Genomic DNA, 24,069 nt, shown 5'->3' on the forward strand with positions numbered 1-24,069 from the left:
AGATGGTAAAAAAAATAATCGGAATGCTATTAGCTTTTCTAGCAGTAACAGTTTTAGGTGTGGGTGTTTATGCCTATACTATTTATTATCAGGGAACTGAAACTCTAAGTAAAAAAACTTATAAGAAAATTGGTGAAGAAACCAACGTTATCGAGGCAACAGAGCCTTTGACTATTCTTCTGATGGGGGTGGATACGGGAAATGTAGAACGTACAGACCCTTGGGCGGGGAATAGTGATTCCATGATTCTTTTGACAGTCAATCCAAAAACCAAGAAAACCACTATGATGAGTTTAGAACGGGATATTTTGACCAAGATTGAAACTGGAAATGGCCAAGTTCAGGAGGCGAAACTCAATGCGGCTTATGCCAACGGCGGTGCAGAGCTGGCTATTTCAACCATTCAAAAAATGATGAACATCCATATCGATCGTTATGTGATGGTCAACATGCAAGGACTCCAACAATTGGTGGATGCAGTTGGAGGCATCACAGTCAACAATACGCTCGGTTTCCCGATTTCGATTGCTGACCAGGAGGAATTTAATAAAATCTCTATTGGAGTCGGTGAACAAACTTTGAATGGTGAGGAAGCTCTGGTTTATTCACGGATGCGTTATCAGGATCCTGAGGGAGACTATGGTCGTCAAAAACGTCAACGTGAAGTCATTCAAAAGATTATGGAAAAGGTCTTGAGCCTCAATAGTATCAGTCATTATCAAGCTATCTTAAAAGCACTTAGTGATAATATGCAGACAAATGTTGATTTGTCTGCCTCCAGTATTCCACAATTACTTGGTTACCAAGATTCCTTTAAAAATATCGAAACTCATCAACTTCGTGGTGAAGATGCCGAGTTGCAAGGAATCTCTTATCAAATCGTAACAACGGAGCATATGCTGGAAATGCAAAATCTTTTGCGTCGTTCCTTAGGGAGAGAGGACGTCGCAGAGTTGGAGACCAACGCTGTTCTGTATGAGCATCTTTATGGTCGAACAGCGCCTTCAACAAATGCTTCAAGTGAGGAAATAGAATAAAAAGAAAAATCAAATCGTGGGACTTTCCTGCGATTTTTTCAAAGAGAATCCGAATAGATAGGTAGGAGGAAAGATGAAAGCAGAAATTATTGCTGTAGGAACGGAAATTTTGACAGGGCAGATTGTCAATACCAATGCCCAGTTTTTGTCAGAAAAGCTAGCAGAAATTGGAGTAGATGTTTATTTCCAAACGGCTGTGGGAGATAATGAAGCGCGTCTCATGTCCTTGCTAGAGATTGCGAGCTCGCGTAGCAGTCTAGTCATTTTGACAGGGGGCTTGGGGCCAACTGAGGATGATTTAACCAAACAAACGTTGGCGAAATTTTTGGGAAAAGCCTTGGTGTTTGATCCTCAAGCTCAGGAAAAACTTGATCACTTTTTTGCTCAAAGGCCAGACTATGCTCGGACACCCAATAACGAGAGGCAAGCACAAATTGTAGAAGGGGCAACTCCACTGCCAAATGAGACAGGCTTAGCAGTCGGAGGAGTGTCGGAAGTAGATGGCGTGACCTACGTGGTCCTTCCAGGACCGCCAAGTGAGCTGAAACCCATGGTCTTAAATCAACTCTTACCAAAGCTAATGACAGGTACCAAGTTATACTCACGAGTGCTCCGTTTCTTTGGAATTGGGGAGAGTCAGTTGGTGACCATTTTAGCTGATTTGATTGACCAGCAAACTGATCCGACCTTGGCACCTTATGCAAAAACAGGAGAGGTGACCTTGCGCTTGTCTACAAAAGCAGTCAGTCAAGAAAAGGCTGATCAAGCACTGGATATATTAGAAAACCAGATCTTGGATCGTCAAACATTCGAGGGACTTTCTCTGCGAGAAATTTGTTATGGATATGGGGAGGAGACCAGCCTAGCAAGTGTCGTTGTAGAAGAGCTTAAGAAGAGAAAGAAAAGCATTACAGCAGCAGAGAGTTTGACGGCAGGCCTCTTTCAAGCGACATTAGCAGACTTTTCAGGCGTTTCTGCCATATTTAATGGCGGTTTTGTCACCTACAGTTTAGAAGAAAAGTCCAAGATGCTGGATATTTCCGAGCAAGAGTTGAAAAAACACGGTGTTGTTTCTGAGTTTACGGCTCAAAAGATGGCAGAGCAGGCGCGGTTTAAAACTCAGTCTGACTACGGAGTCAGTTTGACGGGGGTTGCTGGACCAGATAGCTTAGAGGGGCATCCAGCTGGGACGGTCTTTATCGGTTTGGCACATGCAAAAGGGACAGAGGTTATCAAGGCTAATATCGCAGGACGGAGCCGAGCAGATGTTCGTCAGATTGCGGTTATGCATGCCTTTAACCTAGTTCGCAAGGCTTTATTAAGTGACTAACTTTTGATATAATAGTAGATAGGTCTTAGGACTATTAGAATACAGGAGAATAGAATGGCGAAAAAACCAAAAAAATTAGATGAAATTTCAAAAAAATTCGGAGCAGATCGTGAAAAAGCCTTGAACGATGCTCTTAAATTGATTGAGAAAGACTTTGGTAAAGGCTCAATCATGCGTTTGGGCGAGCGTGCAGAACAAAAAGTGCAAGTGATGAGTTCAGGTTCCTTGGCTCTTGACATTGCCCTTGGTTCAGGTGGTTATCCTAAGGGACGTATCATCGAAATCTATGGACCAGAGTCTTCTGGTAAAACAACAGTTGCCCTTCACGCTGTCGCGCAAGCGCAAAAAGAAGGTGGTATCGCAGCCTTTATCGATGCGGAGCATGCCCTTGATCCAGCCTATGCAGCAGCACTTGGGGTGAACATTGACGAATTGCTTTTATCACAACCAGACTCAGGGGAGCAAGGTCTTGAAATTGCAGGGAAATTGATTGACTCAGGTGCAGTTGACCTTGTCGTTATTGACTCAGTTGCGGCCCTTGTGCCTCGTGCAGAAATTGATGGGGACATTGGAGACAGCCACGTTGGTTTGCAGGCTCGTATGATGAGTCAAGCCATGCGTAAACTTGGTGCTTCGATCAATAAGACCAAAACAATTGCTATCTTTATCAACCAATTGCGTGAAAAAGTTGGAGTCATGTTTGGAAATCCAGAAACAACTCCAGGTGGACGTGCTCTAAAATTCTACGCTTCAGTGCGTTTGGATGTTCGTGGAAGTACACAAATCAAGGGAACTGGTGACCAAAAAGATACCAATGTCGGTAAGGAAACCAAGATCAAGGTTGTTAAAAATAAGATAGCTCCACCGTTTAAGGAAGCCTTCGTAGAAATCATGTACGGAGAAGGAATTTCTAAGACCGGTGAGCTCTTGAAGATTGCAAGTGATCTCGACATCATCCAAAAAGCCGGAGCTTGGTACTCTTACAAGGGCGAAAAAATCGGGCAAGGATCTGAAAATGCTAAGAAATACTTGGCAGATCATCCAGAAATCTTTGATGCCATTGACCACCAAGTCCGTGTTCAATATGGTTTGGTTGAAGATGAAGAAACCTCAGATGTTAGTCCAGTAGCAGAGACGACTTCTAACCAAGAAGTAACACTTGATCTTGGCGATGAACTTGGAATCGAAATTGAAGAATAACATAAAAAGTAGCAGATAGGAACTGCTACTTTTTATGTTTATTTAGGATGAAAGAACTAATGGTCACTGAAACGACGATACTCGATATGAAAGTCAAAATAATGTTCATCTTGCAATTTCTGAAAGATGTCACGATAGGCTTCTTCGTCAAAGTAGTCGCCACGATAGAGGATTTCAAAACTTAGACCATCGTACTCTAAAAAGGCATTGGCTGTTTTAAAGCCATTTTGTCGATAGAAGTCCATTCTAGCCTTCCTTTGCTCCAGATTATCGCATTCTTCATCCAATCGCTCGACTTCCAGCAACATGGTTCGCTGGTAAAAATCAGTCAGCTTTTCGATAATTTCCTTTCCGTACCCGTGACTTCTTAGGTGGGGCATGATGGCAAAAAAGCTGATATAAAAGGCTTTTTGATTGGAGATGGCAAAAGCAAAGCCGACAAACTCTTCCTGATTATAAAAGGCAAAAAAGTGAGCGTCATCTCGGTCCTGATAGCGTAAAAACTCAGACAGAGGAACGCGTTCTTCCTCGGGGAAAGCTTCCTTGTTTAGCTTTTCAACCTTATCAAGATCTGGAAATGCATCGGTTATTAATTGACTGGTCAAACTCATAAAAGGCCTCCTTTTCTTGATTATAGCAAATTGTCTCTCGGTAGGCAATTGATTTCAAGAAATCCAAGCAATTCTTGTCGCTCCTCTAGAAAGCTGATATAATAGCCTTATGAATAAAAAACGAACAGTGGACCTAATACATGGTCCAATCCTTCCTTCGCTTTTAAGCTTTGCCTTTCCAATCTTGCTGTCTAATATCTTTCAACAGCTTTATAACACAGCTGATATTATGATTGTTGGGCGATTTCTTGGTCAAGAATCCTTGGCAGCAGTAGGAGCGACAACGGCCATTTTTGACTTGATTATAGGTTTTACTCTTGGTGTTGGAAATGGTATGGGGATTGTCATTGCTCGCTATTATGGGGCTCGTAATTTCACTAAAATCAAAGAAGCAGTAGCAGCAACTTGGATATTAGGTGCTCTTTTGAGTATTCTGGTTATGCTGATGGGATTCGTCGGCCTGTATCCACTCTTGCAGTACTTAGATACTCCTGCAGAAATCCTTCCCCAGTCCTATCAATATATTTCCATGATTGTGACCTGTGTTGGCGTCAGCTTCGCTTATAATCTCTTTGCAGGCTTGTTGCGGTCTATTGGTGATAGTCTGGCTGCGCTTGGTTTTCTGATTTTCTCTGCTCTTGTCAATGTGATTCTGGATCTCTATTTTATTACGCAACTGCATTTGGGAGTTCAATCTGCGGGACTTGCTACTATTATCTCACAAGGATTATCAGCGGTTCTCTGCTTTTATTATATCCGTAAGAGCGTTCCAGAACTGCTCCCTCAACTCAAGCATTTTAAATGGAACAAGGCCCTGTATGCAGATCTCTTGGAGCAAGGTTTGGCTATGGGATTGATGAGTTCAATTGTGTCCATTGGTAGTGTGATTTTACAGTCTTCTGTCAATACCTTTGGCGCAGTGATTATTAGTGCGCAAACAGCGGCGCGACGCATTATGGCTTTTGCTCTTCTTCCCATGACGGCTATTTCTTCTGCCATGACGACCTTTGCCTCTCAGAATCTTGGGGCTAAGCGACCAGACCGCATTGTTCAAGGTCTTCGAATTGGCAGTCGCCTGAGTATGTCCTGGGCAGGCTTTATCTGTATCTTTCTCTTTTTTGCTAGTCCGACCTTGATTTCCTTCTTGGCCAGTTCAACGGATGGTTACTTGGTTGAAAATGGTAGCCTCTACCTGCAAATTAGTTCAGCCTTTTATCCGATTCTGAGCCTCTTGTTGATTTATCGCAATTGCTTGCAGGGCTTGGGCCAAAAAATCCTGCCTCTGGTATCTAGTTTTATCGAACTAATCGGCAAAATCGTTTTTGTGGTCTTGATTATCCCTTGGGCAGGCTATAGGGGAGTTATCCTTTGTGAACCCCTTATCTGGGTTGCCATGACCACCCAACTGTACTTTTCACTTTTCCGTCATCCCCTGATAAAAGAAGGCAAGGCAATCTTGGCAGCCAAAGGACAATCCTAGCTGGATTTGCTGAATAAAATCCATTTCCTCTAGTGAAAATCGAAAAAACTTGTGTTATAATAAGAAAGATTAAAATGTGAAAAAAGGAGATTCCTAATGGGACGTAAATGGGCCAATATCGTAGCCAAGAAAACGGCTAAAGATGGAGCTAACTCTAAAGTATATGCAAAATTTGGTGTAGAAATCTATGTAGCAGCTAAAAAAGGTGATCCAGACCCAGAATCAAACACCGCTTTGAAATTCGTTATCGATCGTGCTAAACAAGCCCAAGTGCCAAAACACGTTATCGATAAAGCGATTGATAAAGCAAAAGGAAACACAGATGAAACCTTTACAGAAGGACGTTATGAAGGTTTTGGACCAAATGGTTCGATGCTGATCGTAGACACCTTGACATCAAACGTTAACCGTACTGCAGCCAATGTCCGTGCAGCTTTTGGTAAAAACGGTGGAAACATGGGTGCTTCTGGTTCAGTTTCTTACCTCTTCGACAACAAGGGAGTTATCGTATTTGCTGGTGAAGATGCGGATGCCATTTTTGAACTGTTGCTCGAAGCTGATGTGGATGTGGATGATGTCGAAGCAGAAGATGGAACAGTCACTGTTTACACAGCTCCAACTGACCTTCACAAGGCTATCGTTGCCCTTCGTGAGTCAGGTATCCAAGAATTCCAAGTGACTGAATTGGAAATGATTCCTCAGTCTGAAGTGGAATTGTCAGGGGATGACCTTGAAACTTTTGAAAAACTTTACAGCGTCCTTGAAGATGACGAAGATGTACAAAAGATCTATACTAACGTAGATGGATTCTAATAGAAAAACGAACAGTTTTATTAACTGTTCGTTTTTTTAATACTTTAACCTAGACTCTGGTTCCAGAATCTCTTTGTTGCTGGTTTTCTCCTAGGCCTACAGCTATTTTATGAACTAGTAAGAGCTGACCATTATCCTGTTTTACAAAGGTTAGAGTAACGGTCTTGATTTTATCATCAATGCCAATATAGGTAATTTTCTTGGTGTCATAGCCCTCAATGATTGAATCAAATTCGGAATCTGGTAGTCCATGTTTTCTGATAATATCCTTGTAATTGGTACCACCTTTTCCTTTGTTATCAAGGTCACCTTCGATTAAGGCGTCGAACTGTTCTTGGGTCCAGGAGAAAGTATCTTCTTCCTCCTCAGGGATAGAATAGGTGCTATCATCTGTCAAGTCGCTTTCTTCTTCGCGTTCCATTGAGGCACTTGCCTCTTTATAGGAACGGTTAAACTCCCTGACAAACTCTTTGTAGACATCAGCGTACAGTATCTGGGTCGTAAAGAAAAGTACAACTGAAGCAATTGCAAGGGATGTTCCGATAATGGCCATTGTTTTTCGTTTTTTGAGGTTGACGATAAGGCCGATAATTCCCAAGATAAATGCGACAATGGCGATGAAAAATGACAGATAGTTAATAAATGGGATCCAAGATCCTAAAAGTGCGATGGCTCCAAAAATAGTTGCTAAAATCCCTAAAACTTTTTGTTCTTCTGGTTTCATTTGAAAGTTTTCTCCCTTCATCGAGTGAATGGATTTCTATCCATGGTAGTTAGTGCTTATTATAGAAAAAATATTGCCTAATGTCAATTTAAACTAAAATAGTTCTCTAGGAAACTTTTTTCTTGACATCTCCTCTAAAAGTGATAAAATAGTTCTCTTGAGAACTATTTAAAAAATAAGAAAGGAGCAATCATGGACAAGCCGATGTTGATGTTTAAACGTTTTGGGCACCAGGTTCATCTGATGGTACAGAAAGAAGCCAAGCGATGTGGCATTGAATTTATGGGTGGACCGCAAGGGCAGGTTCTGCGATTTTTAGATCATTGTGAACAAAAAGAGGAACTGGTCCTGATTAAGGATATTGAGCAGGAACTCAATATTACTAAATCTGTTGCGAGTAATCTAGTCAAGCGCATGGTACAAAATGGTTTGGTCGAGTTAGAGGCGAGCCCGAGTGACAAGCGGGCAAAATTTGTTCGCTTGACGGATAAATCGCGTTCGCAGATGCAGGAAGTTAAGGCCTTTTTTGATCGGATTGATCAGAGTCTGCTAGAGGGTGTTTCAAAGTCAGACTTGGCAATCTTTGAAAAGGTCCTCAGTCAGTTGCAGGAAAATGTTGAGAAGATAGGAGGAGAGAATGAAGAAACTCGCTAAACGTATTACAGGAAAAGAGTGGGGGATGATTGTCCTTACGATTCTTTTCACTTGTTTCTCGGTCTATCTCGAGTTAGAGGTACCGACTTACATTTCGCAAATTACAGAATTACTGGGAACGTCTGGAACGCAGTTGGGCGAACTCTGGTCACCAGCTGCGAAGATGATTGGATTGTCTTTATTAGCTTTCTTTTCATCTGTTATGGTTGGTTTCTTTGCCGCTCGCGTTGCAGCATCTTATACAACCCACTTACGTAGTGACGTGTTTCATCAGGTTTTGGATTTTTCACAGACAGAGATTAAACGATTTTCAATCCCAAGTCTTTTGACTCGAACGACCAATGATATTACCCAGGTACAGATGCTCTTTACCATGGGGTTACAGGTGGTTACTCGTGGGCCAATTATGGCTATCTGGGCCATTGGGAAAATCCTTGGAAAATCAGAATACTGGCTTTGGGCGGTCGTTGTAGCTGTTATTGTGAATGTCTTGATGACCACCGTTCTCATGACTCTGGCCTTTCCAAAACAATCTGTCATCCAAAAATTGACAGATAAACTCAATAGTATCACTCGTGAAAGTTTGACTGGGATTCGAGTTGTTCGTGCTTATAATGCTGAGGATTACCAAGATGAAAAATTTGAAGCAGCCAACGATGAGGTAACACGTCTTAATCTCTTTGTCAATCGATTGATGGCTATTATGAACCCCATTATGATGGGGATTTCCAGTGGACTAAGTTTAGCCATTTACTGGATTGGTGCCTATATCATCAACGATGCAAGTTTGGCAGAACGTCTGCCACTCTTTAGTGATATGGTGGTCTTCATGTCCTATGCTATGCAGGTCGTGATGGGCTTCCTTCTCATGGGAGCACTCTTTATCGTTCTTCCACGTACCTTGGTTTCGGCAGGACGTATCAATCAAGTATTGGATTTGCATTCTTCTATTGAAAATCCTAGTCAAGCACAGACAGCGGACCCTTCAGTTCAAGGACAAGTGGAATTCCGTGATGTGACTTTCCGCTACTCTAAAAACTCAGAAGCAGTCGTGGAACATGTCACTTTCAAAGCAGAAGCGGGTCAAACCGTAGCCTTCATCGGATCGACTGGATCAGGTAAGTCCACCCTAGTCAACCTCTTGCCTCGTTTTTACGACGTTTCAGATGGACAAATCCTAGTGGACGGAGTTAATGTGCAAGATTACGATTTGGAAGATTTGCGCAATAAGGTCGGCTATATTCCACAAAAAGCTGTACTCTTTTCTGGAGATGTCAAGGGGAACTTGGACTTTGGTAAGAGCAAAGAAACTCCTCTGAGCGAGTCTGCTATGTGGCAAGCTCTTGAATTGGCCCAGTCTAAAGCATTTATCGAGGACAAGGAAGCAGGACTTGCATCAGAAGTGGCTCAAGGTGGGACCAACTTCTCAGGAGGTCAAAGACAGCGTTTGGCCATTGCGCGTGCCTTGGCTCGTAAACCAGAGATTCTCATCTTTGATGACTCTTTCTCAGCCTTGGACTACAAGACAGATCGTGTCCTTCGCCAAGAGCTAGCTGAGAAAACAAAATCCATGACCAAGCTCATCGTAGCGCAACGGATTTCTACCATCATGGATGCTGACCTGATCTTAGTATTGGATCAAGGAAAAGTCGTGGGACAAGGCACCCACAAGGAACTTCTAGCTAGCAACGAAGTTTACCAAGAAATTGCCTACTCACAACTATCGAAGGAGGAATTGGAACATGGAAAATAAAAAAGTTTCGGTCTGGAAACAGTGCAAACCTTATATGGCAGGCCTCCAACTCCCTCTCCTAATAGCAGTTGTGGCTGCAGTCATTTCAAGTATCATTACCGTTTATGGGCCAACTAAGATTAAAGAAATTACAAACTTGATTTCAGATGGTTTGGCTACAGAAATCGACTTGGTAGCTGTGTCAAACATTGCTGGATTTTTGGTTGTTCTGTATGTATTTGGAGCTATCCTTAATTATACACAGGCCTATATTTTTTCAACGAGTATCCAACATTTTTCAAAACGCTTGCGGACAGCAATCGCTGAAAAAATCAATCGTTTACCACTTGGCTACTTTGACCGTCATTCACAAGGAGATACCCTTTCGCGCGTGACCAATGATGTGGATACAGCAGCGCAATCTCTCAACCAAAGTCTAGGGACAGTGCTCTCAGCTAGTTTCTTGTTGATCGCTGTCTTGGTTACCATGTTTGGGATGAACTGGATTTTGGCGCTAGTAACGGTTGTTTCTACTCTTGTTGGTTTTGCTGCAGTTTCCGTAATCATGGCTAAGTCGCAGGGCTACTTTGAAGCCCAACAAAATAATCTAGCAGCTGTCAATGGTTATGTGGAAGAGATGTACTCTGGTCATAATGTTGTGACTAGCTACAATGCCGTTGATGCGACGAAAGAAACATTCGCAGGTTTAAACCAAAATTTGCACGACAGTATCTGGAAATCTCAGTTTATCTCTGGTATTATGATGCCAGCCATGATCTTTGTTGGGAACTTTAGTTATGTCCTAGTCATTATTGTTGGAGCCGCATTAGCGCTAGAGGGACATATCAGTATCGGGATTATCGTAGCCTTTATGGTCTATGTTCGTACCTTCTCACAACCCTTGTCTCAAATTGCCCAAGGGATTACCAGCTTGCAACAAGCCAGTGCAGCCATGACTCGTGTATTAGAATTTCTAGCTGAAGCAGAGATGCAGGATGAATCTCATAAGGAAAGACAATTGGCCCATATGAAAGGGGAAGTAGTCTTTGATCATGTCTCATTTGGCTATACACCAGAGCGCACCATCATCCATGACTTCTCTGCGACAGCTCATGCTGGTCAAAAGGTCGCCATTGTTGGACCGACTGGAGCTGGTAAGACAACTATTGTCAATCTTTTGATGAAATTTTATGAGATAGATAAGGGAAGTATCCGTATCGATGGTGTGGACACTAAGGACATGAAGCGTTTGGAAGTTCATGATGCCTTTTCAATGGTCTTGCAGGATACTTGGCTCTTTGAAGGAACGATTCGAGAGAATCTCATCTATAATCAAACTGGCATTAGTGATGAGCGAATGATGGAAGCTAGTAAGGCTGTGGGAATCCATCACTTTATCATGACCTTACCAGACGGTTACGATACTGTTTTGGATGACACCGTAACCTTGTCTGTAGGACAAAAACAGCTCTTGACTATCGCTCGTGCTTTGTTGAAAGACGCGCCACTCTTGATTTTGGATGAGGCGACTTCTTCTGTTGACACACGGACAGAGGAATTGATCCAAAAAGCTATGGACCGTTTGATGGAAGGAAGAACTTCCTTTGTCATCGCCCACCGCTTGTCAACCATCCGAAATGCTGATTTGATTCTTGTCATGAAAGATGGTAATATCATCGAACAAGGCAATCACGAGGAACTGATGGAACAAGGTGGCTTCTACGCTGACCTATACAACAGTCAATTTACAGAAGACGAAGCAGAAGAATAAATCAGAAGAAGGCTTGACGGCCTTCTTTTTCTGCACTATACTAGAAGACAAGTGCCTCACCTAGAGGAAAAATAAAGTGTTAATGAGAATTGTAAATGAAAAATTATCAAGAATGGTATCGAAACATCAGCTCCAGACTCACCAGTCATCCAATCCTTTTATTTCTATTACGCAGTTTCAATCGGTTGATGACAGTAGCTATGCCCCTGGTCTATCTGGCCTTGCTAGTCACCACTTACCTGCAGCTAGGACTGGGTCAGCAAGTTGGGGTTTATGTGCTTATTCCTGCATCAGGTTTTGTGACCTTGTCCCTGTTTCGTAAGAAAATTAATCACCCACGCCCCTACGAAACTTGGGATATCTGTCCCCTGCTTGAAAAAGATAGCTCGGGACAGTCGATGCCCAGTCGCCATGTCTTTTCGGCAACTATCATCTCCATGGCTTGTCTGCATGCTAGTCTACCTGTTGGATTGGCATGCTTGCTCTTTTCAGTTTTGCTGGGGTTGGTGAGGGTTTTAGGGGGTGTTCATTATCCCAAGGATGTCTTGGTTGGCTATGCTTGTGGTCTGGTGTGGGGATTCCTTTTCTTCCTATTCTGATATGTAAGTTAAGCTAGTCCTACAACCACTTACAGGCTCAGATTGACCACTTGCTTTTTTGCCCTTGTATTCCTAACTTAGCTTTGATATAGTAGAGTCAGAAAGGAGATGTGATGAAGTTACGAATTGAGATTGATGGCAATTTAGAAGAAACTGAAATTGTTATCAAGACACCCACTTTGACAGATGAAATTGCAGACTTGCAACGACTTTTGCAAGAGTCGAAGGCTCCGAGATTGACTTTTTACAAGGGGACAGGTGAATATTATCTAGACCTGTCAGAAATTCTCTTCTTTGAAACAGAAGGGAGCAAGATCTACGCTCATAACCAGAAGGAAGCCTATGAAGTACGTCTCAAACTTTATGAGTTGGAGTCCATTTTGCCTCGTTATTTTATTCGAGTGTCCAAGTCAACCATCGCCAATATCCGTCAGATTTACTCAGTGGACAAGTCCTTTTCAGGAACGGGCACCATTTCCTTTTATCAGACGCACAAGGAGGTTCATGTCTCACGGCATTACCAATCCCTCCTAAAAGAAAATCTAAGAAACATGAGGTGAAAAACATGAAAAAGAAAGCATTTGGTATTGTTTTATTGGTTTTAGCGGCCTGGATCTTGCTGCAAGGGAATTTTGGCATTCCTTCTTTGGATGGTAAAATATGGCCTTTGATCGGTATTGTCTTTTTTGCCTACCAGTCAGTTGAAGCTTTGCTTCGTCGTCACCTGACATCAGCAGTTTTTACCGCTCTAGTAGCCTTAATGATTGCGAATCATTTTTATAACATTTTGCCTATCCCAAATCAGTCTTTATTTTGGGCTAGTATCTTAGCAGTGCTAGGTGTTGGCTATCTCACTCACTCAAGTAAGTTTTGGTATGGGAAAAAATGGTGGTACAATGGTGAGCGAACAGTCATCACGGATAAGGAAGTCGCTTTTGGTAGTGGGACCTTCTATAAGCAAGATCAAGATCTCGTAGATGACCAAGTGGAAGTCGCTTTTGGTGATGCCAAAATCTACTATGATAACGCAGAGATGTTAGGTGATTTTGCGACTTTAAATATTGAAGTGGCCTTCGGGAATGCAACCGTCTATGTTCCGCAACACTGGCGTGTCGATTTGAAAGTAGAAACATCCTTTGGTGCAGCCAAGGCAGACGCTCCTGTAGCGCCAACAAGCAAAACCTTGATTATCCGTGGAGAAGTCGCTTTTGGTAAACTTGGTGTTGTTTACGTCAAATAAAAAAATTTTTAATTCTCTTGATAAATTCAAGAAAGTGTGATAACATAGTACGGTATGTGGTGCTAGCACATCCGCTATATTAGATCTAATAGGAGGAAAACATAATGGCTAAAGTATGTTACTTTACAGGTCGTAAGACTGTATCAGGAAACAACCGTTCACACGCGATGAACCAAACAAAACGTGCCGTAAAACCAAACCTTCAAAAAGTTACTGTTCTTATCGATGGTAAACCTAAAAAAGTTTGGGCTTCAGCTCGTGCTTTGAAATCAGGTAAAGTTGAACGCGTTTAATAAAAATGAAAAGGCCGCTTAGGTCTTTTTCTTTTGCTCGATAGATAAAACCATTTGAAAAATAGAGTAAATATCCGCCGATACAGCATTCTGCTTTTACACTTGGAATGAAATATGATAAAATAGAGTATCAACTAGTTGAGGTAAAAAAAATGACTGTAAAAATTAATACAAAAGATGGTCAAATCGAACTGACAGATGAAGTGATTGCAACCGTTGTAGGCGGTGCAGCAACTGAGATTTTTGGTGTGGTCGGTATGGCTAGCAAAAATACCCTCAAAGATAATTTCCAAGCCCTTCTTGGTAAGGAAAATTATGCAAAAGGTGTTGTCGTGAAGGCAGCCGAAGATGGCAGCATTGCAGTTGATGTTTATACCGTCTTGAGCTACGGAACAAAGATTAGTGAAGTCTCAAAAAACATCCAAGAGCGTGTTCGTTTTAGTTTGGAAAACCAACTAGGAATCACTGCTCAGACTGTGAATGTCTACATTCAAAATATCAAAGTTGTAGGAGAATAATCGTGTCAAAAATTACTACCAGCTTATTTCAAGAGATGGTGCAGGCTGCATCAACTCGTTTGAATAAGCAAGCAGAATATGTCAATTCATTAAACGTCTTTCCAGTTCCAGATGGAGATACTGGGACAAACATGGGAATGACCATCGAGAATGGTGCCAAAGAAGTAGCAGACAAGCCAGCTTCTACAGTTGGAGAAGTAGCGAGCATTCTTGCTAAGGGGCTCTTGATGGGTGCGCGTGGAAACTCAGGGGTTATCACTTCGCAGCTCTTCCGTGGATTTTCCCAAGCTATTAAGGAAAAAGACGAATTAACAGGTCAAGACTTGGCTCTTGCTTTCCAATCTGGTGTCGAAGTAGCCTACAAGGCGGTTATGAAACCAGTTGAGGGAACTATTTTGACAGTTTCTCGTGGAGCAGCTATCGGTGCCAAGAAAAAAGCTGAGGAGACAGATGATGCTGTTGAGGTCATGCGTGCGGCCTTGGAAGGTGCTAAGAGAGCTCTAGCTAAGACGCCAGAAATGCTCCCAGTCTTGAAAGAGGTTGGTGTCGTGGATTCTGGTGGTCAAGGTTTGGTATTCATCTATGAAGGTTTCCTTTCAGCACTCACTGGTGAATACAGTGCTTCAGAAGACTTTGTAGCGACCCCTGCCAACATGAGTGAAATGATCAATGCTGAACACCACAAGTCAGTTGCTGGACATGTGGCAACTGAGGATATTACCTTCGGTTACTGTACGGAGATCATGGTTGCTCTCAAACAAGGTCCAACTTATGCCAAAGATTTTGATTATGATGAATTCCGCAACTACTTGAATGACCTTGGGGATTCTCTACTTGTTGTCAACGATGATGAAATCGTCAAAGTCCACGTCCATACAGAAGATCCAGGTCTTGTTATGCAAGAAGGGCTTAAATATGGTAGCTTGGTCAAGGTTAAAGTGGACAACATGCGCAACCAACACGAAGCACAGGTTGAAAAAGAAGCAGCACAAGTCAGCAAGCCAGCTGAAGAGAAGGAATATGCCCTTATCGCAGTAGTAGCAGGTCAAGGATTGGCAGATATCTTCCGTGCCCAAGGTGTGGATTATGTCATCGAAGGTGGTCAGACGATGAACCCTTCAACAGAGGACTTTATCAAGGCTGTTGAGCAAGTCAATGCTCGCAACATTATCTTCTTGCCAAATAACAAAAATATCTTCATGGCGGCTCAGTCTGCAGCAGAGGTATTGGAACAACCAGCAGTAGTGGTAGAAGCTCGTACTCTTCCTCAAGGATTGACTAGTCTTCTAGCCTTTGATCCAAGCAAGTCTATCGAAGAAAACAAAGAACGCATGACTGCAGCTCTTGGTGATGTGGTCAGCGGTAGTGTAACGACAGCCGTTCGTGACACGACTATTGATGGTTTGGAAATTCACGAAAATGACAATCTTGGTATGGTAGATGGTAAGATCCTCGTATCAAATCCTGATATGCACCAAACTCTGACTGAAACTTTGAAGCATATGTTGGATGAAGACAGTGAAATCGTGACTTTCTATGTCGGCGAAGACGGAAGCGAAGATCTTGCTAATGAAATTGCCCAAGAAATCGCAGAAGAATTCGAAGATGTTGAAGTAGAGATTCACCAAGGTCAACAACCCGTATATCCATATCTTTTCAGTGTGGAATAGGAGATTTATGAAGAAAGTTTTAGGATTGATTTTTGCAGCGTTACTCGCTCTTGCTGGCTGTGGTCAAACCAACACCGCAACAACAGAGTCAAGTAGTACAGCAAGTTCGGTTGATTCATCTAGTCAGTCCCGTCAGATAAAAGAAGAAATCAAGGAAACGACCAAAGTTCTCAAAGGGAAGATGAACGAATCTGATGTCACCATGACTGTTGTTTATACGGATGTTGTAAAACGATACAAGATGGATATGTTGGGAGAATTTGGAGAGGAAATTCCTGCAGAAATTACTCTGGAAGAATTCCAAGCAGCCTTTCGCGAAGTTATGGAAAGCTCTCCAGAGTATCTTGAAATCAAGGACGAACCAGGTGTTAAGGTTGAATATTTTATCGCCGATAATAAAAAGATGAGAATAGTTATCGATCTTGACCTTGAAAAAGCAGATATGGATAGAGTTAAAAAGACTTATTTCTTTGAACCACTTGAGGATAGTATAGAAGACTTTAAGAAGCCGAATGCTCTGATTGCTGGTTTAAAATTACAAGGATTTAAAGAAGAATAAACGAGAGAGGCAGGGATTATAAATCCTGCCCTCTTTTTATTTGTAAGAATCCTTTGTGCGGGTGACGGATAGATCAAGTCTTTCGTAGATTTTAAATGGTTTCTAATCATATTCACGTGATTAGAACTAGGAAATTGATACTTGATATAGAAGTTTCTCTTTATATGACATTTGTCATATTTCCTAGTGACAGAAGCATCTAGCTCAGCTAACTTCAAAAGACTATAATTGAAGTAGGAGCTGGAGGAAGAAGAAATGAAAAATAAAATGATTGTCGCAGTGAGTTTAGTAGCAGCAGGAGTTATGACCTATCTCATGTTTTCAGGATTGGACGAGGGTTTCTATCATTTTCCTTGGGAGCTATTTGCTGGCTTTGGAATGATATCTTGGCTTATCAGAGAAGGTTTGAAATTAGTCAGAGATGTGAAAAAGGAGTTTGAGGAATGAAAAAAACAATTATCTATTTCTTTATCAGTCTGTCACTCTTGGTATGGTTAGTAGAAATGTTTACAGGTTGGTTTGACCAAACCTTGCTTCGCCAATTTATTCGTGGTGCTTGGGGTTTTGGATTTATGATTTTCGTCGTTTTCCCTATGGGAATGGAGTGGTTGAAAGGAGAATCTCATGACTGTGATTAAAGTTGAGAAATTGAGTAAGAAAATAAAAGACAAGGAGATCCTGCGAGACATCTCTTTTGAAATACACCATGGTGAATGTGTCGCCTTGATAGGACCTAACGGAGCGGGAAAGACGACTTTGATTGATTGCCTCTTAGGCGACAAGTTCGTGAGCTCAGGTCAGGTCGCCATTCAAGGATTTGCGCCAATAGATCCTCGATTAAAGCAGCTTATTTCTGTCTTGCCTCAAGAAAATGCAGTTGTCCAAAGCTTGAAAGTGAAAGAACTTCTATCATTTTTCAAGTCACTTTATCCCGACAGTCTTTCAGACAAAGAAATTGATGATTTGCTGAGATTCTCAGACAAACAGAAAAATCAGCTAGCGGGCAAGTTATCTGGTGGGCAAAAACGTTTGTTCTCTTTCGTGTTGGCACTAATAGGTCGTCCGAAAATTCTATTCTTAGATGAACCAACTGCGGCTATGGATACCTCGACACGTCAGCATTTTTGGGAGATTGTCGATCAATTAAAGAAAAATGGTGTGACCATTGTTTATTCTTCTCATTATATCGAAGAGGTGGAACATACGGCCGACCGCATCTTGGTGCTCCACAAGGGTGAATTGATTCGTGACACGACACCTTATGCCATGCGTGGTGAAGAACAAGAAAAACACTTTACCGTTCCTCTAACCTATCAGGATTTTATCCGCACTTTGGAGCAGGTTCAAGGGATTGAAATCAAGCAAAATGCTCTTTCCTTCACCACCAAAGAAGCCAGCCAGGTATGGAAAGTCTTGCAAGAACAGGGCTTGCACGATCGAAGAAATTGAAGTTCGCAATCGAACTCTCTTAGACAGTATCTTCGAAACGACTCAAGACTAAAGGAGATTGACGATGAAAAATATGACAAGTCTCATGAAAGTGGAACTCATTCTGATGAAACGGCAAGCCGTCTACTACTTGCTATCCATCGGACTTCCAAGTGTGTTTTACCTTATTTTCTCTGGTATGATGTCAGGGTCAGACATTCCGGAAATCGCTCTTCAAGCTTATCTTTTTGCTATGACGCTCTTTAGTATCATGTCAAGCGCCTTTTTCAGTATCCCTAGTACACTCGAATCTGACAAGACAAACAACTGGCAAAAATTGATTCAACATTCTCCAGTTTCTATGGTAGAATATTATGTATCAAAACTGTTCAGTACTCTGCTGACCTTCTTGTTATCAATTATAGTTGTCTTTTCGGTTGGTCATTTTGTCCGTGGGGTTACGCTACCTTGGCTTGACTGGTTGGTGATTGGTGTTATTTTGCTGATTGGAAGCGTGGTCTTTATCAGCATGGGTGTCTTGGTGAGCCTGCTTCCCAGTGCTCAACTGATGACGGTTATTGGAAATATTGCCTATATTGCTTTAGCTGTCCTAGGTGGACTGTGGTTCCCCTTGAGTTCCTTCCCAGAATGGCTTCAATCTATTGGCAAACTGACCCCAACCTATCAACTGATGCAAGTCGTTTCTGCTTATTTGGAGCATCATGAGTTGAATGTTCTTTCCGCCTTGGTTGTACTAGGCTATACAGTGTTCTTTAGTGTACTGGTAATCCAGCTTAAAAAACGGATCGAGGTAAAATAAATCTATGTTGGAAAAAATTAAACACATTCATTATATGTTTCATATTTCATTAGTGTTTATCATCTTTCCTATAGCGGGTGTCATAAGTGGAGAGTACCCGCTTTTAACCTTGCTATGGACCTTGCTATTTGTCCTTGCCTTCTATTCGGTTTTAATCAGTCAGAATCGCACCGTGCAGTGGCTAGCTTGGTGGGTCATGATTGCCTACATTTTTTATACATCGGTTTGGCTGAATTTGGGCTTCACATGGTTTATCTTTTATTTATCCAATCTCCTCATTTATGAGCTGGATGAGATTTCTTTTCGCTCTTGGCGTTTTGTCAGTTTTATTGTCTTACAACCGATGATTTTAACTGGAGTCTATATGGTTGGTCAAGTTAGTCCCTGGCAGCTACTCTTTTTCTTGGTGACCTTTGTTTTTTCTGATGCTTTTACCTTTGGTCTCTATCGGATTCGAGTGTCGGAGGAGATAAAAGAAGAAAAGAGAAAGCAAAATGCTAAACTCAATCTTTTCTTGGCTGAAAATGAACGCAGTCGAATCGGTCAGGATCTCCATGACAGCCTGGGTCATACCTTTGCCATGCTGAGTGTGAAGACGGACCTTGCCCTCCAGCTTCTTCAAATGCAGGCCTATCCTCAAGTGGAAAAAGAATTAAAAGAAATTCATCAGATTAGTAAGGAATCCATGAATGAAGTTCGTACGATTATCGAAAATCTCAAAACCAGAACTCTTGCCTCCGAATTTGCGACTGTTAAAAAAATGCTGGAAATTGCAGGAATTGAAGCCCAAATCGATCACCAATTAGATACTGCTAGTTTAACTCAGGAATTGGAGTCAACGGCTTCCATGATTTTGCTTGAATTGGCGACCAATATCATCAAGCATGCCAAAGCGTCGAAAGCTTACTTAAAATTGGAACGAACAGAGAAAGAACTCATTCTAACAGTGAGAGATGATGGCTGTGGCTTTGCTTCTATGAAAGGGGATGAGCTCCATACAGTTCGAGATCGTGTCCTTCCATTTTCGGGAGAGGTAAAGGTGAACAGTCAGAAGCAGCCGACTGAAGTGCAGGTTCGACTATCTTATAAGGAGAGAAACTAAGATGAAACTACTTGTTGCAGAAGATCAAAGTATGTTGCGAGATGCCATGTGCCAGTTGCTTGCCTTTCAACCAGATGTGGAGTCTGTCCTACAAGCTAAGAATGGGCAAGAAGCAATCCAATTTTTAGAAAAGGAGTCTGTAGATATTGCTATCCTTGACGTAGAAATGCCTGCTAAGACAGGTCTCGAAGTCTTGGAGTGGATACGAGCGGAAAAGCTAGAAACAAAGGTGGTTGTGGTGACAACCTTCAAGCGCCCTGGTTATTTTGAACGTGCGGTCAAGGCTGGAGTGGATGCTTATGTCTTGAAAGAAAGAAGCATTGCAGACCTCATGCAAACCTTGCACACGGTTCTCGAAGGACGCAAGGAGTATTCGCCTGAATTGATGGAAGTGGTGATGACGCATCCCAATCCATTGACAGAGCAAGAAATCGCTGTTCTAAAGGGAATCGCTCAGGGTTTGTCTAATCAAGAAATCGCAGACCAGCTTTATCTATCAAATGGAACCGTTCGAAACTATGTCACCAATATTCTTTCGAAACTAGATGCTGGTAATCGAACAGAGGCAGCCAACATTGCAAAAGAATCTGGTTGGCTTTGATAAGAAGGGTTAAAAAATTCCGAAACGATAACTTGAATCGAAGGAAATCTATACTAGAATGTAGGAGGCAGATTGCCTCCGTTTTTTGTTTAAAAAAGCGGTGAAAACTAGTGTCAAAGAGTTAAAAGATCATAATAAAAATGAAAAATATCTTGACAATGAAGGAAAAATTGTGTTACAATAATAGACGGTACTTTTTACTTTTGGTCTCTCAAAAGTGTACAGGGACGTGCTGACAAATGTTGCAAAAGTACACACGGATGGTAGCTGTCACCAAGTGTATCATCACCAAAAATAAAAAAACACAGGAGAATGTAGATGCCTACAATTAACCAATTGGTTCGCAAACCGCGTAAATCAAAAGTAGAAAAATCTAAATCACCAGCTTTGAACGTTGGTTACAACAGTCATAAAAAAGTTCAAACAAACGTTTCTTCACCACAAAAACGTGGTGTTGCAACTCGTGTTGGAACAATGACACCTAAGAAACCTAACTCTGCCCTTCGTAAATTCGCTCGTGTACGTTTGAGCAACCTTATCGAAGTTACTGCCTACATCCCAGGTATCGGACACAACTTGCAAGAGCACAGCGTGGTGCTTCTTCGCGGTGGACGTGTAAAAGACCTTCCAGGGGTACGTTACCATATCGTCCGTGGTGCACTTGATACTGCAGGTGTTAACGATCGTAAACAAGGCCGTTCTAAATACGGTACTAAACGTCCAAAAGCATAAGGAAAGGGGATAAAGAGAAATGAGTCGTAAAAATAGAGCTCCAAAACGTGACGTATTGCCAGATCCGCTTTACAATTCACAACTAGTTACTCGTCTTATCAACCGCGTTATGCTTGATGGTAAACGTGGTACAGCTGCTTCAATCGTTTACGGTGCTTTTGAGCAAATCAAAGAAGCTACTGGTAACGATGCACTTGAAGTATTTGAAACAGCTATGGAAAACATCATGCCTGTGCTTGAAGTACGTGCACGTCGTGTTGGTGGATCTAACTACCAAGTCCCAGTTGAAGTTCGTCCAGAACGTCGTACAACACTTGGCCTTCGTTGGTTGGTAACAATCGCTCGCCTTCGTGGTGAACACACAATGCAAGACCGCCTCGCAAAAGAAATCTTGGATGCTGCGAACAACACTGGTGCAGCTGTTAAGAAACGTGAAGACACTCACCGTATGGCTGAAGCTAACCGTGCCTTCGCACACTTCCGTTGGTAAGATTAAGATACTAAGGGCGTTAGAAAAGCGACTGAAAATTAGTAAGCTTGACGAAGAATCGAAGATTCTAGGAGAGCTTATCTATTTTCCAAGCTTTTAGCCCGGGTTCAATTATGATACCAAGAGCGCTAAAGGCGCAAGGCAAAAATAGGAAACTGATGCAGTGTTCGAAGAACACAAAGCAGTTTATCTTTTTTGCGCAGAGCCTCGCTCGGGTTCAAATTAGCTAAAATGATTAGTATTAGCTACAATTCAACTTACCATCTCGTAAGTTGAAACCAACAAAAACATGAAAAGATTGAGAACGGGTAGGTCCTGCCTATCCGTTTTTATTAAAATCGTGTTATAATAGAATAGAAATTAAAATAAATAGGAGAAACTAACCTCATGGCACGCGAATTTTCACTTGAAAAAACTCGTAATATCGGTATCATGGCTCACGTCGATGCTGGTAAAACAACAACTACTGAGCGTATTCTTTACTACACTGGTAAAATCCACAAAATCGGTGAAACTCACGAAGGTGCGTCACAAATGGACTGGATGGAGCAAGAGCAAGAACGTGGTATCACTATCACATCTGCTGCGACAACAGCTCAATGGAACAACCACCGCGTAAACATCATCGACACACCAGGACACGTGGACTTCACAATCGAAGTACAACGTTCTCTTCGTGTATTGGATGGTGCGGTTACTGTTCTTGACTCACAATCAGGTGTTGAGCCTCAAACTGAAACAGTTTGGCGTCAAGCAACTGAGTACGGAGTTCCACGTATCGTATTTGCCAACAAAATGGACAAAATCGGTGCTGACTTCCTTTACTCAGTAAGCACACTTCACGACCGTCTTCAAGCAAACGCACACCCAATCCAATTGCCAATCGGTTCTGAAGATGACTTCCGTGGTATCATCGACTTGATCAAGATGAAAGCTGAAATCTATACTAACGACCTTGGTACAGATATCCTTGAAGAAGATATTCCAGCTGAATACCTTGACCAAGCTCAAGAATACCGTGAAAAATTGGTTGAAGCAGTTGCTGAAACTGATGAAGACTTGATGATGAAATACCTTGAGGGTGAAGAAATCACTAACGAAGAATTGAAAGCTGCTATTCGTAAAGCAACTATCAACGTTGAATTCTTCCCAGTATTGTGTGGTTCTGCCTTCAAGAACAAGGGTGTTCAATTGATGCTTGATGCGGTTATCGACTACCTTCCAAGCCCACTTGATATCCCAGCAATCAAAGGTATCAACCCAGATACAGACGAAGAAGAAACTCGTCCAGCATCTGACGAAGAGCCATTTGCAGCTCTTGCTTTCAAGATCATGACAGACCCATTCGTAGGTCGTTTGACATTCTTCCGTGTATACTCAGGTGTTCTTCAATCAGGTTCTTACGTATTGAACACTTCTAAAGGTAAACGTGAACGTATCGGACGTATCCTTCAAATGCACGCTAACAGCCGTCAAGAAATCGACACTGTTTACTCTGGTGATATCGCTGCTGCCGTTGGTTTGAAAGATACAACAACTGGTGACTCATTGACAGATGAAAAAGCTAAAATCATCCTTGAGTCAATCAACGTTCCAGAACCAGTTATCCAATTGATGGTTGAGCCTAAATCTAAAGCAGACCAAGACAAGATGGGTATCGCCCTTCAAAAATTGGCTGAAGAAGATCCAACATTCCGCGTTGAAACAAACGTTGAAACTGGTGAAACAGTTATCTCTGGTATGGGTGAGCTTCACCTTGACGTCCTTGTTGACCGTATGCGTCGTGAGTTCAAAGTTGAAGCGAACGTAGGTGCTCCTCAAGTATCTTACCGTGAAACATTCCGCGCTTCTACACAAGCACGTGGATTCTTCAAACGTCAGTCTGGTGGTAAAGGTCAATTTGGTGATGTATGGATTGAATTTACTCCAAACGAAGAAGGTAAAGGATTCGAATTCGAAAACGCAATCGTCGGTGGTGTGGTTCCTCGTGAATTTATCCCAGCGGTTGAAAAAGGTTTGGTAGAATCTATGGCTAACGGTGTACTTGCAGGTTACCCAATGGTTGACGTTAAAGCTAAGCTTTACGATGGTTCATACCACGATGTCGACTCATCTGAAACTGCCTTCAAGATCGCTGCATCTCTTGCCCTTAAAGAAGCTGCTAAGACTGCGCAACCAGCTATCCTTGAGCCAATGATGCTTGTAACAATCACTGTTCCAGAAGAAAACCTTGGTGATGTTATGGGTCACGTAACCGCTCGTCGTGGACGTGTAGATGGTATGGAAGCACATGGTAACAGCCAAATCGTTCGTGCTTACGTTCCACTTGCTGAAATGTTCGGTTACGCAACAGTTCTTCGTTCAGCATCTCAAGGACGTGGTACCTTCATGATGGTATTCGACCACTACGAAGATGTACCTAAGTCAGTACAAGAAGAGATCATTAAGAAAAACAAAGGTGAAGACTAATCCATCTTTGCTATAGAAAGAAGTCACTATGGTGGCTTCTTTTTTATGTTCTACGTCAAAGAAGGTTAGAAAATATACTCTAAACTAAATTTGGAAGTAATAAAATCGGTCAATTCCCTATTCATATTTATAAAAATAGGAAAAACATTCATAAAAACACTTTTAGATAGAAAATTCAGAAAATTGATTCTTTTGT

General features: G+C 42.0%; 25 protein-coding genes and 1 pseudogene. 24 read left to right on the plus strand and 2 right to left on the minus strand.

Annotated features, from left to right (window positions below; all coding sequences use genetic code 11):
• Positions 1–2: 2 nt before the first annotated feature.
• From lytR to recA, 3 genes are all read left to right on the plus strand, one after another.
• The gene (gene lytR, locus HMPREF9184_RS01730; protein ID WP_009444141.1) at positions 3–1,037 is read left to right on the plus strand and encodes a glycopolymer--peptidoglycan transferase LytR; all 1,035 of its coding nucleotides are present in this window, start codon (positions 3–5) and stop codon (positions 1,035–1,037) included.
• 73 nt (positions 1,038–1,110) lie between these two features.
• Positions 1,111–2,367, plus strand: coding sequence for a competence/damage-inducible protein A (locus tag HMPREF9184_RS01735; protein ID WP_000642697.1), 1,257 nt, complete (start codon positions 1,111–1,113; stop codon positions 2,365–2,367).
• A 54-nt stretch (positions 2,368–2,421) separates the two neighbouring features.
• Positions 2,422–3,567 carry a recombinase RecA gene (gene recA / locus HMPREF9184_RS01740; protein WP_001085441.1) on the plus strand — a complete coding sequence of 382 codons (1,146 nt, stop codon included), beginning with the start codon at positions 2,422–2,424 and terminating at the stop codon, positions 3,565–3,567.
• 56 nt (positions 3,568–3,623) lie between these two features.
• Here the strand turns inward: recA and HMPREF9184_RS01745 are convergent, their stop codons facing one another.
• Positions 3,624–4,178, minus strand: coding sequence for a GNAT family N-acetyltransferase (locus tag HMPREF9184_RS01745; RefSeq protein ID WP_000060278.1), 555 nt, complete (start codon positions 4,176–4,178; stop codon positions 3,624–3,626).
• 109 nt (positions 4,179–4,287) lie between these two features.
• On the opposite strand from HMPREF9184_RS01745, the gene HMPREF9184_RS01750 reads away from it, so the two are divergent.
• Together HMPREF9184_RS01750 and HMPREF9184_RS01755 are read left to right on the plus strand one after the other, a co-directional pair.
• Positions 4,288–5,658, plus strand: a complete 1,371-nt coding sequence (locus tag HMPREF9184_RS01750) for an MATE family efflux transporter (RefSeq protein WP_001036244.1) — start codon at positions 4,288–4,290, stop codon at positions 5,656–5,658.
• A 96-nt stretch (positions 5,659–5,754) separates the two neighbouring features.
• On the plus strand, positions 5,755–6,471 hold the full coding sequence (locus HMPREF9184_RS01755) for a YebC/PmpR family DNA-binding transcriptional regulator (protein WP_000532889.1): 717 nt from the start codon (positions 5,755–5,757) through the stop codon (positions 6,469–6,471).
• A 49-nt stretch (positions 6,472–6,520) separates the two neighbouring features.
• On the opposite strand, the gene HMPREF9184_RS01760 is transcribed toward HMPREF9184_RS01755, so the two are convergent.
• Entirely contained in the window at positions 6,521–7,216 is a 696-nt protein-coding gene (locus tag HMPREF9184_RS01760; protein WP_009444142.1) for a DUF308 domain-containing protein, read from the minus strand.
• Between the two features lie 171 nt (positions 7,217–7,387).
• On the opposite strand from HMPREF9184_RS01760, the gene HMPREF9184_RS01765 reads away from it, so the two are divergent.
• The 19 genes and pseudogenes from HMPREF9184_RS01765 (at position 7,388) to fusA (ending at position 23,873) form a co-directional block, all read left to right on the plus strand.
• The gene (locus HMPREF9184_RS01765; RefSeq protein WP_000360524.1) at positions 7,388–7,849 is read left to right on the plus strand and encodes a MarR family winged helix-turn-helix transcriptional regulator; all 462 of its coding nucleotides are present in this window, start codon (positions 7,388–7,390) and stop codon (positions 7,847–7,849) included.
• Complete coding sequence (locus HMPREF9184_RS01770) at positions 7,833–9,602, plus strand: ABC transporter ATP-binding protein (protein ID WP_000731806.1); 1,770 nt, start codon at positions 7,833–7,835, stop codon at positions 9,600–9,602. The genes HMPREF9184_RS01765 and HMPREF9184_RS01770 overlap by 17 nt, the downstream gene beginning before the upstream one ends.
• Positions 9,592–11,352 carry an ABC transporter ATP-binding protein gene (locus HMPREF9184_RS01775; RefSeq protein ID WP_000428383.1) on the plus strand — a complete coding sequence of 587 codons (1,761 nt, stop codon included), beginning with the start codon at positions 9,592–9,594 and terminating at the stop codon, positions 11,350–11,352. The genes HMPREF9184_RS01770 and HMPREF9184_RS01775 overlap by 11 nt, the downstream gene beginning before the upstream one ends.
• A gap of 95 nt (positions 11,353–11,447) precedes the next feature.
• Positions 11,448–11,951: a phosphatase PAP2 family protein gene (locus tag HMPREF9184_RS01780; protein ID WP_000800932.1), complete on the plus strand. Its 504-nt coding sequence runs from the start codon at positions 11,448–11,450 to the stop codon at positions 11,949–11,951.
• A gap of 113 nt (positions 11,952–12,064) precedes the next feature.
• Entirely contained in the window at positions 12,065–12,511 is a 447-nt protein-coding gene (locus HMPREF9184_RS01785; protein WP_000776588.1) for a LytTR family DNA-binding domain-containing protein, read from the plus strand.
• A gap of 5 nt (positions 12,512–12,516) precedes the next feature.
• Positions 12,517–13,191: a LiaF transmembrane domain-containing protein gene (locus HMPREF9184_RS01790; protein WP_000725738.1), complete on the plus strand. Its 675-nt coding sequence runs from the start codon at positions 12,517–12,519 to the stop codon at positions 13,189–13,191.
• A 104-nt stretch (positions 13,192–13,295) separates the two neighbouring features.
• Positions 13,296–13,484: a 50S ribosomal protein L28 gene (gene rpmB / locus HMPREF9184_RS01795; RefSeq protein ID WP_001140948.1), complete on the plus strand. Its 189-nt coding sequence runs from the start codon at positions 13,296–13,298 to the stop codon at positions 13,482–13,484.
• A gap of 152 nt (positions 13,485–13,636) precedes the next feature.
• On the plus strand, positions 13,637–14,002 hold the full coding sequence (locus tag HMPREF9184_RS01800) for an Asp23/Gls24 family envelope stress response protein (protein WP_000216441.1): 366 nt from the start codon (positions 13,637–13,639) through the stop codon (positions 14,000–14,002).
• A 2-nt stretch (positions 14,003–14,004) separates the two neighbouring features.
• Entirely contained in the window at positions 14,005–15,672 is a 1,668-nt protein-coding gene (locus HMPREF9184_RS01805; protein WP_000036687.1) for a DAK2 domain-containing protein, read from the plus strand.
• Positions 15,673–15,679: 7 nt separating this feature from the next.
• Complete coding sequence (locus HMPREF9184_RS01810; RefSeq protein ID WP_000756545.1) at positions 15,680–16,231, plus strand: SP0191 family lipoprotein; 552 nt, start codon at positions 15,680–15,682, stop codon at positions 16,229–16,231.
• 240 nt (positions 16,232–16,471) lie between these two features.
• Positions 16,472–16,678 (plus strand): hypothetical protein, encoded by a 207-nt coding sequence (locus tag HMPREF9184_RS01815; RefSeq protein ID WP_033585906.1) that lies wholly within the window; start codon positions 16,472–16,474, stop codon positions 16,676–16,678.
• Positions 16,675–16,869, plus strand: coding sequence for a hypothetical protein (locus HMPREF9184_RS01820; RefSeq protein ID WP_000750982.1), 195 nt, complete (start codon positions 16,675–16,677; stop codon positions 16,867–16,869). Before HMPREF9184_RS01815 ends, HMPREF9184_RS01820 begins: the two co-directional genes overlap by 4 nt.
• A pseudogene (locus HMPREF9184_RS01825) lies at positions 16,856–17,732 on the plus strand (ABC transporter ATP-binding protein). The gene HMPREF9184_RS01820 and the pseudogene HMPREF9184_RS01825 overlap by 14 nt, the downstream one beginning before the upstream one ends.
• A gap of 12 nt (positions 17,733–17,744) precedes the next feature.
• Entirely contained in the window at positions 17,745–18,479 is a 735-nt protein-coding gene (locus HMPREF9184_RS01830; RefSeq protein ID WP_000794231.1) for an ABC transporter permease, read from the plus strand.
• Positions 18,480–18,483: 4 nt separating this feature from the next.
• On the plus strand, positions 18,484–19,581 hold the full coding sequence (locus HMPREF9184_RS01835) for a sensor histidine kinase (RefSeq protein ID WP_000890351.1): 1,098 nt from the start codon (positions 18,484–18,486) through the stop codon (positions 19,579–19,581).
• 1 nt (position 19,582) lies between these two features.
• Complete coding sequence (locus HMPREF9184_RS01840; protein WP_000772040.1) at positions 19,583–20,182, plus strand: response regulator transcription factor; 600 nt, start codon at positions 19,583–19,585, stop codon at positions 20,180–20,182.
• A gap of 318 nt (positions 20,183–20,500) precedes the next feature.
• Complete coding sequence (gene rpsL, locus HMPREF9184_RS01845; RefSeq protein WP_001142332.1) at positions 20,501–20,914, plus strand: 30S ribosomal protein S12; 414 nt, start codon at positions 20,501–20,503, stop codon at positions 20,912–20,914.
• A 19-nt stretch (positions 20,915–20,933) separates the two neighbouring features.
• The gene (rpsG, locus tag HMPREF9184_RS01850) at positions 20,934–21,404 is read left to right on the plus strand and encodes a 30S ribosomal protein S7 (protein ID WP_000087873.1); all 471 of its coding nucleotides are present in this window, start codon (positions 20,934–20,936) and stop codon (positions 21,402–21,404) included.
• 387 nt (positions 21,405–21,791) lie between these two features.
• The gene (gene fusA, locus HMPREF9184_RS01855) at positions 21,792–23,873 is read left to right on the plus strand and encodes an elongation factor G (protein WP_000090352.1); all 2,082 of its coding nucleotides are present in this window, start codon (positions 21,792–21,794) and stop codon (positions 23,871–23,873) included.
• Positions 23,874–24,069: the final 196 nt, after the last annotated feature.

The organism is Streptococcus sp. oral taxon 058 str. F0407, assembly GCF_000235485.1.
GTDB lineage: Bacteria > Bacillota > Bacilli > Lactobacillales > Streptococcaceae > Streptococcus.